The sequence below is a fragment of the Streptomyces sp. NPDC058650 genome, assembly GCF_042717315.1.
Lineage (GTDB): Bacteria > Actinomycetota > Actinomycetes > Streptomycetales > Streptomycetaceae > Streptomyces.
Genome location: NZ_JBHXRL010000013.1, coordinates 42,380 through 57,326, shown reverse-complemented (window position 1 = coordinate 57,326; position 14,947 = coordinate 42,380). Strand labels below are relative to the sequence as shown.

Annotated in this window: 14 protein-coding genes; 8 read left to right on the top strand and 6 right to left on the bottom strand. The window is 71.9% G+C overall.

Annotated elements, in window-relative coordinates; translation table 11 throughout:
* Positions 1-140: 140 nt before the first annotated feature.
* Positions 141-1,322, top strand: a complete 1,182-nt coding sequence (locus ACFWWU_RS23030; RefSeq protein ID WP_384147816.1) for a sensor histidine kinase — start codon at positions 141-143, stop codon at positions 1,320-1,322.
* Positions 1,313-1,957: a response regulator gene (locus ACFWWU_RS23025; RefSeq protein ID WP_384147700.1), complete on the top strand. Its 645-nt coding sequence runs from the start codon at positions 1,313-1,315 to the stop codon at positions 1,955-1,957. Before ACFWWU_RS23030 ends, ACFWWU_RS23025 begins: the two co-directional genes overlap by 10 nt.
* A 25-nt stretch (positions 1,958-1,982) precedes the next feature.
* Here the strand turns inward: ACFWWU_RS23025 and ACFWWU_RS23020 are convergent, their stop codons facing one another.
* The 4 genes from ACFWWU_RS23020 to ACFWWU_RS23005 form a co-directional block, all read right to left on the bottom strand.
* A complete protein-coding gene (locus ACFWWU_RS23020) occupies positions 1,983-2,495 on the bottom strand; it encodes a LuxR C-terminal-related transcriptional regulator (RefSeq protein ID WP_384147699.1) in 513 nt (170 codons plus the stop codon).
* A gap of 539 nt (positions 2,496-3,034) precedes the next feature.
* Entirely contained in the window at positions 3,035-4,447 is a 1,413-nt protein-coding gene (locus tag ACFWWU_RS23015; RefSeq protein ID WP_384147698.1) for a hypothetical protein, read from the bottom strand.
* Positions 4,448-4,467: 20 nt separating this feature from the next.
* Positions 4,468-5,430, bottom strand: coding sequence for a hypothetical protein (locus ACFWWU_RS23010; protein ID WP_384147697.1), 963 nt, complete (start codon positions 5,428-5,430; stop codon positions 4,468-4,470).
* Positions 5,431-5,495: 65 nt separating this feature from the next.
* Positions 5,496-5,990 (bottom strand): hypothetical protein, encoded by a 495-nt coding sequence (locus ACFWWU_RS23005; RefSeq protein WP_384147696.1) that lies wholly within the window; start codon positions 5,988-5,990, stop codon positions 5,496-5,498.
* Positions 5,991-6,662: 672 nt separating this feature from the next.
* Here ACFWWU_RS23005 and ACFWWU_RS23000 point away from each other — a divergent pair.
* From ACFWWU_RS23000 to ACFWWU_RS22985, 4 genes are all read left to right on the top strand, one after another.
* Positions 6,663-7,940 carry an RCC1-like domain-containing protein gene (locus tag ACFWWU_RS23000; protein ID WP_384147695.1) on the top strand — a complete coding sequence of 426 codons (1,278 nt, stop codon included), beginning with the start codon at positions 6,663-6,665 and terminating at the stop codon, positions 7,938-7,940.
* 105 nt (positions 7,941-8,045) lie between these two features.
* Positions 8,046-8,183 (top strand): hypothetical protein, encoded by a 138-nt coding sequence (locus ACFWWU_RS22995; protein ID WP_384147694.1) that lies wholly within the window; start codon positions 8,046-8,048, stop codon positions 8,181-8,183.
* 28 nt (positions 8,184-8,211) lie between these two features.
* Positions 8,212-9,402, top strand: a complete 1,191-nt coding sequence (locus ACFWWU_RS22990) for an RCC1 domain-containing protein (RefSeq protein WP_384147693.1) — start codon at positions 8,212-8,214, stop codon at positions 9,400-9,402.
* Positions 9,403-9,506: 104 nt separating this feature from the next.
* Positions 9,507-10,505, top strand: coding sequence for a TAXI family TRAP transporter solute-binding subunit (locus tag ACFWWU_RS22985; protein ID WP_384147692.1), 999 nt, complete (start codon positions 9,507-9,509; stop codon positions 10,503-10,505).
* 241 nt (positions 10,506-10,746) lie between these two features.
* On the opposite strand, the gene ACFWWU_RS22980 is transcribed toward ACFWWU_RS22985, so the two are convergent.
* Both ACFWWU_RS22980 and ACFWWU_RS22975 read right to left on the bottom strand, forming a co-directional pair.
* A complete protein-coding gene (locus tag ACFWWU_RS22980; RefSeq protein WP_384147691.1) occupies positions 10,747-12,177 on the bottom strand; it encodes a sensor histidine kinase in 1,431 nt (476 codons plus the stop codon).
* Positions 12,178-12,195: 18 nt separating this feature from the next.
* Complete coding sequence (locus tag ACFWWU_RS22975) at positions 12,196-12,912, bottom strand: response regulator transcription factor (RefSeq protein ID WP_384147815.1); 717 nt, start codon at positions 12,910-12,912, stop codon at positions 12,196-12,198.
* A gap of 292 nt (positions 12,913-13,204) precedes the next feature.
* On the opposite strand from ACFWWU_RS22975, the gene ACFWWU_RS22970 reads away from it, so the two are divergent.
* Positions 13,205-13,990 carry an amino acid ABC transporter ATP-binding protein gene (locus ACFWWU_RS22970; protein WP_317599780.1) on the top strand — a complete coding sequence of 262 codons (786 nt, stop codon included), beginning with the start codon at positions 13,205-13,207 and terminating at the stop codon, positions 13,988-13,990.
* A gap of 53 nt (positions 13,991-14,043) precedes the next feature.
* Positions 14,044-14,865: a glutamate ABC transporter substrate-binding protein gene (locus tag ACFWWU_RS22965; RefSeq protein ID WP_384147690.1), complete on the top strand. Its 822-nt coding sequence runs from the start codon at positions 14,044-14,046 to the stop codon at positions 14,863-14,865.
* Positions 14,866-14,947: the final 82 nt, after the last annotated feature.

Sequence of the window (14,947 nt, the reverse complement as noted above, 5' to 3'; positions counted from 1 at the left end):
TACCGTCGCTCGTGGGCGGCGAGCGGGGACACGTATCCTCCGGACGATCTTGTAGGGCCCCGGGGCCGGGGCTAGCCTCGGGAACCGTGCGAGGAGACGAGCCGAGGGACGCGCGGGTGGACGCGCGGGTGGACACGCGGGTGGACCCGCAGGGGGACACGCGGCGGGACACCGTGCCCGGATCGGCGCGCCGCCTGGCCGGGTCTCTCCTCGGCTGCCCGACCGCCCTGCTCAGCGTCCTGTTCTTCCTGGTCTCCGGGGTCGCCCTCGGGCCCTTCCTGCTGTGGCCCCGCACCCGGCCGAGGGCCCGTGAGGTCCTGACGGCCGGTGCGCGGCGCCTCGCGGCGCTGGAGCGGAGCCGCCGTTCCGCCTTCTTCGGGGACCGCTTCCCCGGCCCGTACACGGTCTCCGACCGGCGGCTCCTGCGCTATCTCGCGGCCCGTACGGGGACGGGCGTGGTGTCCGGGATCGTCCTCGGGCTCCTCGGATTCGGCGCCGTCCTGGCGGGGCTGCTCGTCGGGGGCGTCGTGCGCGGCACGCTCGGCTGGGCAGAACTGTCCGCGCAACTGCTCCTCGGCGGCGTCCTGCTCTTCCTCGACGTGCAGGGCCTGTACGCGCTCGCCGCCCTGGACGCCCGGCTCGCCCGTGCGTGCTTCGGGCCCTCCGAGAGCGAGCTGCTGCGGCGCCGGATCGACGAACTCGCCGTCAGCCGGGCCGCCGTCGTACAAGCCGTGGACGCCGAGCGCCGGCGCATCGAGCGTGATCTCCACGACGGCGTGCAGCAGCGGCTCGTGGCGCTCGCGATGCTGCTCGGTCGGGCGCGCCGGAGCCGGGACCGGGATCCGGAGCAGGCGGAGGCGCTGCTCCTCCAGGCGCACGAGGAGGCCGGTGACGTACTGGCCGAACTGCGGGACGTGGCCTGGCGGGTGTACCCCTCCGCGCTGGACAGCCTGGGTCTCGAAGAGGCGCTGGGCGGGGTGGCGCAGCGGTGCTCCGTCCCGCTGCGCATCCGGTTCGAGGTCGACGGGCCGCTCCCCCGGTCCGTCGAGACGGCCGCCTACTTCGTGGTCTCCGAGGCCGTCACGAACGCCGCCAAGCACGCCTCGGCCTCCGCCGTCTCCGTCCGTGTCTCCCTCGGCGGCCCGCCCGAAGGTCCGCTGCTCACGCTGCGGATCGAGGACGACGGGCGGGGCGGCGCCGATCCGGCCGGCAGCGGACTGACCGGCCTGCGAAGCCGGGTCGAAGCGCTCGACGGTGCCCTGCGTGTCGACAGCCCCCTCGGGGGACCCACCACCCTTGTCGCGGAGCTGCCGTGCGCGTGATCCTTGCCGAGGACTCGACCCTGCTGAGGGAGGGCCTCGTCCGTCTCCTCACCGAGGAGGGCCACGAGGTCGTGGCCGCGCTCGGCGACGCCGTGACCCTGGTCGCGGACGTCGGGGCCCTGCGCCCGGACGTCGCGGTCGTCGACATCCGGATGCCTCCGACGCACACCGACGAGGGGTTGCGGGCCGCCGTGGAGATCCGCGAGCGGTGGCCGGAGACGGGTGTCCTCGTCCTCTCGCAGCACGTCGAGCGGAGCTACGCGGCCCGGCTGCTCGCCGCAGGGGCGGAGCGGGTCGGCTATCTGCTCAAGGACCGGGTGGCTCAGGTCGAGGAGTTCCTCGACGCGCTGGAGCGGGTCCACGAGGGCGGGGCGGCGATCGACCCGGAGGTCGTACGGCAGTTGGTCGTCCGCAGCACGCACGGCGATCCGCTCGCCAGGCTGACCCCGCGCGAGCGCGAGGTCCTGGAAGTGCTGGCCCAGGGATACACGAACGCCGCCATCGCGCGGCAACTGCACCTCTCCCTCAGTGCGGTGGAGAAGTACCTCAACGCCGTCTTCGACAAGCTGGAGCTGCGCAGGGCCGACGGCTACAGCCGCCGAATCCTCGCCGTGCTGCGCTATCTGGAGTCCTGATGCTCAGCGCCTGGCGTCCTGATGCTCATTTCACCGCTCCGCGCGGCACTCCTCGGCCGATGACGGCGGCCAGTTGGGCCCGTCGGCGAATGTCGAGCTTGCGATAGATGCGGGTGATGTGCAGTTCCACGGCGCGGGTCGACACCGTGAAGGACTCCGCTATCTGCTTGTTGGTGAGGCCGTCCAGCATCATCGTGGCGATGCGCCGCTCGTGGGCGGTCAAGACGGCGACGGGTGCCGGAAGGGACCGCTCGGGACGGGCGGGCGCCATGCGCCCCAGCAGCGCGTGCCATTCCCGGATCCGCGGCTCCCCGACGACCTGGGCCCGCGCGTACGGGTCGGCGTGGAGCACCCGTAAGAGCGTCCGGCGGTCGTCGGCCTCGCAGAGGAGGAGTTCTCCGGTGCCGTCCCGCCACGGGCCGCCTCCGAGGAGGATTCCGCGCGCCGCCATTCTCTTCCAGTACGTGCGGTGCGCCTCCCCGAAACGCGACCGGTCCGACTCACTTCCACGGAAGACGAGTTCGACCACGAAAGCCACGCGCGCCTCCCCCATGAGTCCCGGGCGTTTCCGCTTTCGACGCTACCACCGGCCCGCCGCCCGTTGAATGAACGGCGTGTTGCGGCCGTCGCCGGAGGAGGCCGGTGGCGGCGAGCACCGCGACCGCCGCGAGCCACACCGGCGGGCCGAGCGGTTCGCGGAGCGCCACCGCGCCCAGGACGACGGCCACCGCGGTCACGGGTACGTCACGGTCGAGGCCACCGTGGGCCCGTCCTTGGCGATCAGCTCGAAGTCGAGCAGCGCGGCGAAGCCGGCGCAGACCACGCCGAGGACGAGCACCGCGATCACCGAGTCGGCGCGCCAGGTGACGGCCTGGAGGCCCAGGAAGGGGAAGGCGGCGAGCAGCAGGACGGTGGCCGCGCTCAGCTGTCCGCCCGCCAGGACGAGCGGCGGAATGCCCCTGCCGACAAGGAACTTGCCAAGTCGATGACCGCCTCGGTCAGGGGCACGGGGTCACCGGGGCACCGGGGCACCGGGCCACCGGGCCACGGAGCCAAGGGCGTCACAGCGCCATGGCGTCACCCCAGCGGCACGCTCCGGTTCACGGACCGCGTGCCGGCGGCCGACGGCGCGGGGGCCCTGAGGAGGCCCTTGTCGCTGGAGCTCGCGGGCGCGTCCGCGCCCACCGGCGTGGTGGTCATGGGTCGGGCGGCGGCACAACGCTGCTTCTCCGCCTCGGACATGGGCCCAGTGCGCTGGAGCAGCCGGTCGGGGACGGCGCGCGAGGGGCCGTCGATCACGGCGTGCAGCCGGTAGTCGTCCTTCTTGCCGAGGAACCAGCCCTCGACCCGTTCCCGGCTCGGCTGGAGCTCGACCCAACTGACCTCGCCGGGCTGGATCTTCTCCACGACGGTCCGCTCGTCGCCGCTGAACCACTGCCAGGGCCGCTGCCAGGTGTTCTCGTAGGCGAGGGCGAACTGCGCGGCCATGGGCCGCTCCTTGAGGCGCTTCTCGTCCTCCGCCCGCATCCCCGAAGTGGGCAGCTTCGCCACCTCGTTGAGCGGGAGACCCGCCGCCGCGTAGGTCTGGGAGATGTTGTCGTGCCCGCGCTCGGAGTAGGAGAGCACCCGGGAGTGCTCCAGCGCGTTCCGGGTGCAGTTGATGTAGGCCTCGCCGACGACCCGGGACCGGTCGTAGTAGCGGAAGGAGGTGCGGGTGTCGGGGCGGAAGGTGCAGGCGTTCTCCCCGTTGCAGGCGGCGGCCGCGTTGTGGAGGGTGCTCTCCCGTTCGTTGCCCTTGTACGCCTCGGAGGTGCCGAGCGCCGTCTTGTCGACGGTCTTGTCGAGGGCCGGCGGCACCTCGACCGCGCGGACGCGGGCGATCATCGGTGAACAGGTCACGTGCGTACGGGAGTCGGTGACCCGGGTGGTGAAGGTGAGCAGGGGTTCGTTCTCCCCGGCGGTGAACTCGTAGCTCCGGCCGGTCCAGCGGCCGGTGCCGGGCTTGCCCTTCGTACGGTCGGGGTCCCCGGCGGTGGTGACCTCGCGGACGGGGCCGCCGGAGCCGGTGACCGCGTACGGCTGGCCGTTGACGACCTGTTCGCCGGTGCACTCCTTGGAGACGGCGGGGCTGTCCTCGTAGCTGACGGTGACCTTGGCGCCCGCGCGGACGCCCCGCAGCCGTTGTTGGAGGGTGTTGCCGTCCTTCTGGAGGGCGACGGCGTGGGAGCCGTCCGTGCGGCCCGAAGCGGTGGGCGAGTAGCGCTGGTTGAGTCCGGCCCAGAAGTCGATGCCGACGGTGGTCGGGCCGTCGCCCTTCATGACGGGGTCGGCGAAGTCGCCGTTGAGGACGGGGACGGCCTGCGCGGCGGGCGCGGCGGGCGCGGCGGGCGCGGCGGGCGCGGCGGGCGCGGCCGAGGCAGCGAGGGGGGCGACGGGGAGGAGCAGACCGGCGGCGCCGAGGACGGAGAAGGCGGCGAGTGAGCGGTTCATGGCGGGGACCTCCTCCGGATTCAGGAACCGTGGGACGACAGGACGACTTCGCGCTTCGGGTCGGCTCCCGGGGGCACCGCCCGGGCGGCCGGCACCTCGCGCACGGCGTGCCGGAGTCCGCCGCCCGTACCGGGGTCGGCGTTGTCGGTGTCGGGGGCGGTGTCACCGGCGGGGCGCTTGCGGCCGCAGAGGTTGTCCGGGACGGCGTACGTCTGGGCGACGAAGGTGCTGCTGTTGACCATGGACGGGCTGTCCACGCTCACGTTGAGGATCTTCTTCCCGGTGTCCGTGACGAGGTTGCCGACCACGCGCCGCATGGAGGCGCTGGCACCGAAGACGAGCATGTCGTACGGCTTGACGGTGGTCTTGTAGACCGTCGCCTCGGTGTTCTCGATCGTCCAGGACTTGGAGTAGGTGGCCTTGAAGGCGGCCTCGAAGGCGAGTTTCGCGCTCATTGAGCCGGACAGCTTGCCGCCGCCGGCGACGGTGGTCTTGGTGCCGTTCGTCGAGGTCGGGCCGTCCTTGAGATTGGGCGTCTTGTTCTCGCTGGTGATGTCGTTGGAGAGGTTGGTGGTGACCTCTCCGGCAGCGGTGACCGTGCCTTCGACGGTGATCTTGCCGGAGATCTCGCCGCCGATGTTGTCGGTGCTGCTGGTCCGCAGGGTGACGGTCCGGTCGACCCCCATGTCGCTCGTGGTGCAGTTGACGACGGCGTTTCCGAGGGACTTGACGGCGGTGGCGTACTCGCGGTCCTGCTGGGGGTCGATCGCGAACGAGCAGGCCGTGCGCTTCGTCCCGCAGTACTCCAGGACTTCGGCGATCTTCGCCGGGCGGCCGTCGGCGGTGACGGCGCGGGCGACGGGGGCGGCGGGGGGCTCGCCGGGCGTCTCCTCGGCGGCGGCGGGCGGGGCGAGGAGCGCGAGGGGGGCGGTGAGGCCGAGAGCCAGGGCGGACAGGCGGGCGCGGGGACGGCGCGGAGACATGACGAGGGAACCCTTTCGAGGGCGCTGCGGGGGAAAGAGGGAGGGGACTGGACGGGCGGGGCCGGTCAGGAGCCGAGCAGCGAGCAGAGCTGTGAGGCCGGGAAGGGGGACTGGCCCGGGTCGCTCGAACCCTGCGGGAGGGAGGCGGGGAAGGCCGCGCAGGTGGAGTCGACGGCCTGTGCGGCGTTGTCGGCGGGTTCGGGCTTGTTCGTGGAGATGGTGGTGTTCATGTCCGTGAAGCCGTCCTCCTCGCGGCCCCCCTTGCCGGCCAGCTTCTCCATGCAGGAGCTGGAGCCGGGCGGGCAGGCCTCCAGGTCCTTGCCGATCTTCTCGATGTCCTTGTCGGCCTTGCTGGCCGCCTCCTGGGTCTTCTTCTGCTGTTCCTGGATCTTCTTCGCCTCCGCGGCGTTGTTCTCCTTGTCCTGACAGGCCTGGTCCTCCGGCTGGCATTCGACGCCGTACGCGACGGGGGCCAGGGTGAGGGCGAGGGCGGAGACGAGAGCGGAGACGAGGACGGCGGCGCTCAGCGCACGACGTGACGATGCCTTGACTGTGGGCATGGGAACTCCCTTGGGACAGGGGTGAGTTGGTGCGCTCGGAAGGGGACGCCAGGGGCGGACAGGGGACTGTCCTCAAGATCACCGAGCGCTTTCCGACGCTAACCGGCAGGGCCCCGGCGCCACGGCAGGACACACGGCGCGGCGCGCACGGCGGGACCCGCTCACCGCTTCGGCGGAGCGCACTCGGGACCCCTCGGCCGGGGTGCCGGCGGCCGGTTCGCGGGCCGCCTCCCGGGCCCGCCGCGCCACCCGTTCGTAGGGAATCCGGGGTGGACGCGAGAGGGCGGCCGACCGTACGCCACGCGGCCCCTCACTCCCCCGGCCGCCGCCGTTCGGCGGCCCGCCGGGACTCCCCTCCCGCACCTTCCGCAGGGCGCTCGTCACGGGCGAGTGCGCCCCCGGAAGGCGACGCCGAACGGGCGTCCGTCAGACGGGTGTTTCAGCGGTTCCGGCTCGCTGTGGTGATCATTCTCGGACAGTCTGCTCATGTGCCCGACGGCCCGTCCCGGTCGTCGCACGGGCCGTGGGCGTCCCATGCCCAAGGGCCCGGCCACCCCCGTGTTCGCATGACCCGCGCCCGGCCCCCGTACGCCTCCGCCCACCCCCGCGGACACGGACGGCACCCACCGGACGCCGCGCTCCCGTATGTCCCCGTCGAAGGAGAGCAGAGCCATGTCCCGTTCACGACGCACCCCCGCGCGCACTCCCCTGCGCGGCCCCCTGCCCCTCCCCGCCGCACCGCCCCTCCCCGCCGCACTGCGCGGCCGGCCGCTCGCCGCGGCCGTCCTCACGGCGGCCGCCGTGCTCACCGCCGTACCGGCACTGGCCCCGGCCGCGACCGCCAACGAAGGGAATCCGACCGTACTGAGCTGGGGCGCGGGCCGCACCGGCCAGCTCGGCAACGGCACCCTGACCGACAGCCTCAGCCCGTCCTCCGTCACCAGCCTCTTCCGCGGCGACGTCGACCAGGTCTCGGCGGGCGGCACCTCCTCGTCCGACTCCTTCGTCCTCGCCCGTACCGACAAGACGGTCAAGTCCTGGGGCCACAACTCCTCCGGCCAGCTCGGCAACGGCGGCAACACCAACCAGACCGTGCCGACCACCGTCCCGCGTCTGAACAACATCACGGACGTGGCGGCGGGCGGGCAGCACGCCCTCGCTCTCGACACGAGCGGCCAGGTCTACTCCTGGGGCGACAACGCCTACGGCCAGCTCGGCAACAACCGCACCGGCGACAGCCGCACCGTCCCCGACCGGGTCCAGGGCATGCCCAAGGTCAAGCGGATCTCGGCCGGCTGCGACTTCAGCCTCGCCCTCCTGGAGAACGGCAAGGTGTACGCCTGGGGCCGCGGCATCCACGGCCAGCTCGGCACCGGCAGCCGCGCCACCAGCTCCGTACCCCGGCAGGTCACGGGGCTGGAGAACATCGTGGAGATCGACGCCGGCTGCCACCACGCCCTCGCGCTGACCGCCGACGACACGGTCAAGTCCTGGGGCTACAACCTGTACGGCCAGCTCGGCAACTCCTCCACCAAGTCCTCCACCGTCCCCGTCGACGTCGACTGGGTGGAGGGCGTCTCCGACATCGAGGCGGGCGCCCACCACAACTACGTGAAGACGAGCGACAGCCACGTCTGGGGCTGGGGCAACAACCAGTACGGCCAGCTCCTGGAAGCCGACGAGGCCTTCGACTCCAACGTCTCCCGCACCAACCGCACGGCCCCCGTCGAGATCCCGCGCCTGCAAGGCGTCCAGCACCTCGCGGCGGGCGCCCGGCACGGCGTCGCGGTCACCGCGGACGACGTCTTCACCTGGGGCCACAACGGCGAGGGCCAGCTCGGCAACGGCACGACGGTCTCGCGGTACGAGTCGGTGAGGATCCTCAACCAGGGCTCGGCGATCAAGGCGGTGGCCGTCTCCCTGGGCGGCAACACGACGTACGCGTACTGAGGCCGGTGAACGGCATGACGTACCCGTCGTACGTACGGGCCTGACCTCGGTCTCCGCCGCCGGCGGCCCCTTCGCCCTCGCGGTACGCGGCGGACACGTCCTGCCGTGCGGCACCAACGCCTGCGGCCGGCTCGGCGCGGCACCACCGAATCGTCCCCCACCCCGGTCACGGCGCTGCCCGAGGGCAGCGGCGCGACCCTGGTCGCCGCCTCGGTCGCGAACAAGTCCAGCTACGCCTCCTGACCACCCCCACGAACCGAAAGGCACGCAGATGACCCCACCCCTGCGCCTCACCCTCCTCGCGGCGCTCTCCGTCGTGGCCCTGACCGCCCCCTGCCTCTCCGCCCACGCCGCCGCCGGCACCGACCCCTGGGTACGGGCCTGGGGCGAGAACGCCCAGGGCCAGCTCGGCAACGGCAGCACGGTCGCCCAACAGACCGCCGCGGCCGTCACCGGCATCACCCGCGACGACGTCCGCGAGCTCTCCGGAGGAGGCGGCGGCGCCGCCGCGGCCGCCAACGGCTTCGCCGTCGCCCTCCTCAAGGACGGCACCGTCAAGAGCTGGGGCGCCAACACGACCGGCCAGCTCGGCAACGGCACCACGACCGCCCAGAGCTTCCCGGCCACCGTCGCCGGTCTCTCCGGGGTGAGCGAGGTCTCCGCGGGCCTCAACCACGCCCTCGCCGTCAAGGGCGGCCGGGTCCTCGCCTGGGGCAGCAACGCCTCGAAGCAGCTGGGCACGGGCCAGGACACCACCAACCCGTACAGAATCCCGATCCCCGTGCAGAGCCTGGACAAAATCAAGGACGTCGGCGCGGGCTGCGACTTCAGCGTGGCGCTCCGGCAGGACGGCACGGTCTGGACCTGGGGCTCGTTCGCCAACGGGCGGCTCGGCACCGGCAGCGCCGCCAACCGCGAGACCCCGCAGAAGGTCCCGGACGTCGAGAACGTCGAGGCCATCGCGGTGGGCTGCGACCACGTCCTCGCGCTGACCGCCGACAACACGATCAAGGCCTGGGGCAGGAACGCCGAGGGCCAGCTCGGCAACGACTCCGTCACCGACGCGCCCAAGCCCGTGGACGTCGCCTACCTGGACGCGGTGGCCCGGATCTTCGCGACCTCGACGTCCTCCTTCGCCGTCCTCGACGACGGCAGCGTGACCGGCTGGGGCAAGAACACCGACCGGCAGCTCGGCGACGGCACGAACGCCAACCGCACCACCCCGGTCGTCCTGGACGGCCTCAAGGGCGTGCAGGACATCGCGGGCGGTGCCGACTTCACCCTGGCCGCGCTGGACGACGGCTCGGTGATCGGCTGGGGCGCCAACGCGGCCGCCCAGCTGGGCGACGGCTCCACCACCGCGCCCGCCTCGCCCCCCGGCACCACCGTCGCCCTCCCGCCGGGCAGCGGCATCACCCACGTCACGACGACGAAGACGGGCAAGTCCGGCTTCGCCTACTGACACCGGGTGACACCTCGCGCGGGGGCCCTCGCCGGCCCCCGCGCGAATGCCTCACACCCGCCGTCCCTGGCCAGCGGCGGCGGTGAACTGGCAGGATCGCCCCCATGCCCGCCTCCCTCTCCCGTGCCGCCCGCCGCCGCCTGACGGCGCTCACGGCCGCGCTGCTCGTGGTGTGCGGGGTGCTCGTGTGGTGGCTGGTTCCTTTCGGCTCCCCCGTCCCGAGCGGCTCGGTCACTTTCAGTACGGGTGTCCCCACCGGCGTCTACCAGCGGTACGGAGAGCTCCTCAAGAAGGCCCTCGCGGAGGATCTTCCCGAGGTGTCGATACGGCTCACGGACAGCGAGGGCTCCCAGCAGAACCTGGCCCGCGTGGCCACGGGCGAGGCGGACTTCACCGTCGCGACGGCCGACGCGGTCGCCCAGTACCAGCGCGAACGCAAGCCGGGGTTCGAGCGGCTGCGCGGCTGCGCCCGGCTGTACGACGACTACGTCCAGCTGGTGGTCCGCAAGGACTCGGCGATCCGGACGGTACGGGACCTGCGCGGGCTGCGGGTCGGGGTCGGCCAGGACGGCTCCGGCGTGCGGCTGATCGCCGACCGGGTCCTCGCGGCGGCCGGCCTCACACCCGTACGGGACGTCGAGGCCGTCTCTGCGGGCATCGACACGATGCCCGGGCACCTGGAGAGCGGCGACCTGGACGCCTTCTTCTGGTCCGGCGGTCTGCCCACCCAGGCCGTGCAAGCCCTGTCCGAGCGCTTCGAGGTCCGGCTGATCCCGCTGGACACGGCCCTGGTCGACCGGCTGCACGACGTCGGCGACTCGACCCGGCACTACCGGTCGGCGGTGATCCCGGCCGACGCGTACACGAAGGCACAGGACGGTCAGCCGGTCGAGACACTGGCCGTGGCGAACCTCCTGGTCACGACGGCCGAGGCCGATCCGGACCTGGTGGAGGGCTTCACCCGTACGGTGATCAGGAGCCGCGACGAGATCGGCGGCCAGGTCCACCCGGCCCAGCTGGTGGACCTGCGGACCGCCGTCTACACGGAACCCCTGACCCTCCACGAGGGCGCCCGCCGCTACTACCGCTCGGTGAAGCCCTGACGGGTCCGAGGCCCTGCCGGGTCCGAGGCTCGCCGAGGCCCTGCCGGACGGGTGCTCGCCCAAGCCCTGACCGGTCCGAGGCCCTGCCGGGTGCGAGGCCCTGCCGGATCGGACGCTCGCCGAAGCCTGACGGGTCCCACGCTCGGTGAAGCTCTGCCGGGTCCGAGGCTCGCCCAAGCCCTGCCGGATTCGACGCTCGCCGAAGCCCTGACGGACCCGGTACTCGCCCGAGCCCCGCCGGCTATCGCCGCTCGGTGAAGCCCGCTCCGTCCCGCTCCGCCGGAGCGTGTCGCGGCACGGTGACGGTGACCCGCAGGCCGTGCGGCTCGTTCGGGGCGAACGCGAGGCCGCCGCCGCCCGCCGTCAACAGGATGCGCGTGATGGAGAGGCCGAGGCCCGAGCCCTTGATGTTCTGGTGCCTGCCGGAGCGCCAGAAGCGGTCGCCGACGCGGCCGAGCTCGTCCTCGGTGAGGCCGGGTCCCTGGTCGGCCACGACGACGACGACGCTCTCCCCGCCCGCGGGCACCGAGACGGTGACCGTGACCTCCTCCCCCGCCGGGGTGAACTTCAGCGCGTTGTCGATCACCGCGTCGAGCGCGCTGGAGAGGGCCACCGGATCCGCCCACCCCGTGACCGCCCCGCACTCCCCGGTCAGCAGGACGCCCTTGTCGTCGGCGACCGGCCGCCAGGACGCGACCCGCTCCGCCGTGAGCGCGCCGACGTCGGTGAGTCGCAGCTCCGCCGCCACGTGCTCGGCGAGCGCCAGGTCGAGGAGGTCGTCGAGGACCTGCGCGAGGCGCTTGCCCTCGGTCCGTACGGAGGCGATCTCCTCGTTCCCCTCGGGGAGTTCGAGGGCGAGGAGCTCGATCCGCAGCAACAGCGCGGCGAGCGGGTTGCGCAACTGGTGGGAGGCGTCGGCGACGAAGGCCCGCTGCTGTTCGAGCGCGTCCTCGACGTTGTCGGCCATCTCGTTGAACGACAGGGCAAGGCGCCGCAGTTCGGGCGGCCCACCGGTCGCGGCGACCCGGGAGTTCATCCGCCCGGTGGCGATGTCGTGGGTGACGGAGTCGAGGACGCGGACCGGCCGCAGGACCCAGCCGGTGAGCCGGAAGGCGGCGCCGATGGCGACCAGCATCGCCACCGCCTCGCCCGCGAAGATCAGCAGCCAGCCGCGCAGGATGCGGGAGCGGAGCTGCCCGGTGGGCGAGTCGGTGACGACGACGGCGACGACGTCTCCGTCCCGGACGACCGGCGAGGCGATGGTGAGCCGTGCGTCGCCCTGCCAGGGCCAGACCTGGGGCGGGTTGTGGCTGCGGCGCCCCAGCAGCGACTCCCGGAAGGCGCGGCGGCCCTCCCCTTCGTACGGGACGACCCAGCCCTCGGGGGCGGCGGCCATGGAGCGGTTGTCGCGGTAGAAGATGCCGGCACGGATGCCGTACACGTCGTGGTAGCTGGCGAGTTCGCCGTTGAGGGTGGTGCGCCGCTCGTCGGTGCCAGGACTGCTCTCACTGACGAACTGGGCGAGGGCGGCGAAGCGCGCGGCGTCGTCGAGCCGGTCGACGACGACCCGCTGCTGTTCGGAGGCGGCGAGACTGGCCGCGAGCGGGAAGCCGAGGGCGAGCAGGACCCCGGCCATCAGGATGATGAGGAGCGGGAGGAGTCGGGTGCGCACGGGTGGACCGGCCGGGGGTTACGCGGCGGGGGCGACCAGGCGGTAGCCGACGCCCCGCACGGTCTCGATCAGGGCGGGCATCCGCAGCTTGGAGCGCAGGGAGGCGACGTGCACCTCCAGGGTGCGGCCGGTCCCCTCCCAACTGGTGCGCCAGACCTCGCTGATGATCTGTTCGCGACGGAAGACGACCCCGGGGCGCTGGGCGAGGAGCGCGAGCAGGTCGAACTCCTTGCGGGTCAGGGGAATGGCCTCACCCTCGACGCTGACCCGTCGGGTGGGCAGCTCGATGGTGACGGAGCCGAGCCGCAGCAGGGTTCCCTCGGCGGCTCCGGCGCCGCCCGCCGCCGTCTCCTCGGTTCCGGCGTTGCGGCGGCTGACGGCATGGATGCGGGCGAGGAGTTCGCCGGTGTCGTAGGGCTTGACGACGTAGTCGTCGGCGCCGAGGTTGAGGCCGTGGATCCGGGAGCGCACGTCGGCGCGGGCCGTCACCATGATCACCGGGGTGGTGGTGAGCTTCCGGATGCGGCCGCAGACCTGGTAGCCGTCCTGGTCGGGGAGGCCGAGGTCGAGCAGGATCACCCCGTACGAGGGCCGCTCGCCCTGCGCGGTGGGCAGGACGGCCTGGAGCGCCTCCTCGCCGTTGCGGGCGTGGGTGACGGTGAAGCCGTGCCGGGCCAGGATGGCGGAGAGGGCGGCGGCGACGTGGTCGTCGTCCTCCACGAGCAGCAGTCGCATGCGTACCTCCTCCGTGATCTTCATCCGTGGTCTTCTCGCGCGCCGCGGCGGCGGCTCTCTGTGTACCAGGTGGTACCAGGGCATGAACGCCGATCACCGGCGTCACAGTCAAGTCTCCCCCTGTTTCGCCGACGTTTCTGTTATCCACCCGGTACGCCCCGGGCGTCGCGTTCACACGGTGTGTCCGTTTGCGACCGGATCGTTATCCTCAATTTCCGCTCAGATCTGATGACGGTCGTCTCATCGGGTCTCTAGTGTCCTCCCCAACCGAGCAGGACGGAGCAAGAGGCCCATGAGCGGAGTGTCAGTGTCCAAGGGTCCCGAGGATGCCCCGCGCAACGCGGACGACCTGGTCGTCCTGTCCGAGGTCAACAAGCACTTCGGCGCGCTGCACGTCCTCCAGGACATCGACCTGACGATCACCCGCGGCGAAGTCGTGGTCGTCATCGGGCCTTCCGGGTCCGGCAAGTCGACGCTGTGCCGAACGATCAACCGTCTGGAGAGCATCGACTCCGGCACCATCACCATCGACGGCAAGCCGCTGCCCGCGGAGGGCAAGGAGCTCGCCCGGCTGCGTTCCGACGTCGGCATGGTCTTCCAGTCGTTCAACCTCTTCGCGCACAAGACGGTGCTCGAGAACGTGATGCTGGGCCAGATCAAGGTCCGCAAGACGGAGAAGAAGGCCGCCGAGACCAAGGCTCGCGCCCTGCTGGACCGGGTCGGGGTGGGCACCCAGGCGGACAAGTACCCGGCGCAGCTCTCCGGCGGCCAGCAGCAGCGCGTGGCGATCGCCCGGGCGCTCGCGATGGGCCCGAAGGTCATGCTCTTCGACGAGCCGACCTCCGCGCTCGACCCGGAGATGATCAACGAGGTCCTCGAGGTCATGCAGCAACTGGCCCAGGAGGGAATGACGATGGTCGTCGTCACCCACGAGATGGGCTTCGCCCGTTCCGCGGCCAACCGGGTCGTCTTCATGGCCGACGGACGCATCGTCGAGCAGGCGTCGCCCGAGGAGTTCTTCAGCAACCCGCGCAGCGACCGGGCCAAGGACTTCCTCTCCAAGATCCTTCACCACTGAGCGAGTTCGGACCTATTCTTCCGAACTCACGCCTACTCAAGGGACGTTCCACCATGAAGCTTCGCAGCACCTCCGCCGCCGCCGCGGCCGCCGTCGTCCTCGCGCTGACCGCCACCGCCTGTGGCACGGGTTCCGACTCCGGCAGCAACGGTGACAAGATCACCGTCGGCATCAAGTTCGACCAGCCCGGCCTCGGCCTGAAGACCCCGGACGGCAAGTACGCCGGCTTCGACGTCGACGTCGCCCGCTACGTCGCCAAGGAGCTCGGCTACCCCGAGGACAAGATCAACTTCAAGCAGTCGCCCAGCGCCGAGCGCGAGAACCTGATCAAGAACGGTGACGTGAAGTTCATCGTCGCCAGCTACTCGATCAACGACAAGCGCAAGAAGGAGGTCGACTTCGCCGGCCCGTACTTCCTGGCCCACCAGGACCTGCTCGTGCGCGCCGACGACAGCTCGATCACCAAGGTCGAGGACCTCAACGCCAAGAAGCTCTGCTCGGTCACCGGCTCGACCTCCGCGCAGAACGTCAAGGAGAAGCTCGCCCCGAAGGCCGACCTCCAGCAGCTCGGTGGCTACTCCGAGTGCCTGAACGGCCTGGAGAACAAGGCCGTCGACGCCCTGACCACCGACGACTCCATCCTCGCGGGCTACGCCTCGCAGAAGGAGCACGCGGGCAAGTTCAAGCTCGCCGGTCTCCGGATGACCGACGAGAAGTACGGCATCGGCCTCAAGAAGGGCGACGACGAGCTGCGCGGCAAGATCAACAAGGCGCTGGAGAAGATGGTCTCCGACGGCACCTGGGAGAAGCTCGTCAAGGAGCACTTCGGCCCGTCCGGCTACAAGTACGAGCCCGCCCCCAAGGTCGAGAACTGACCTGACCCCGCCTCGGCTGTGACGGCCACCCCGCTCAGGGGCGGCCGTCACACCGGCACCGGCCGCTGCCCACGCACCGGCC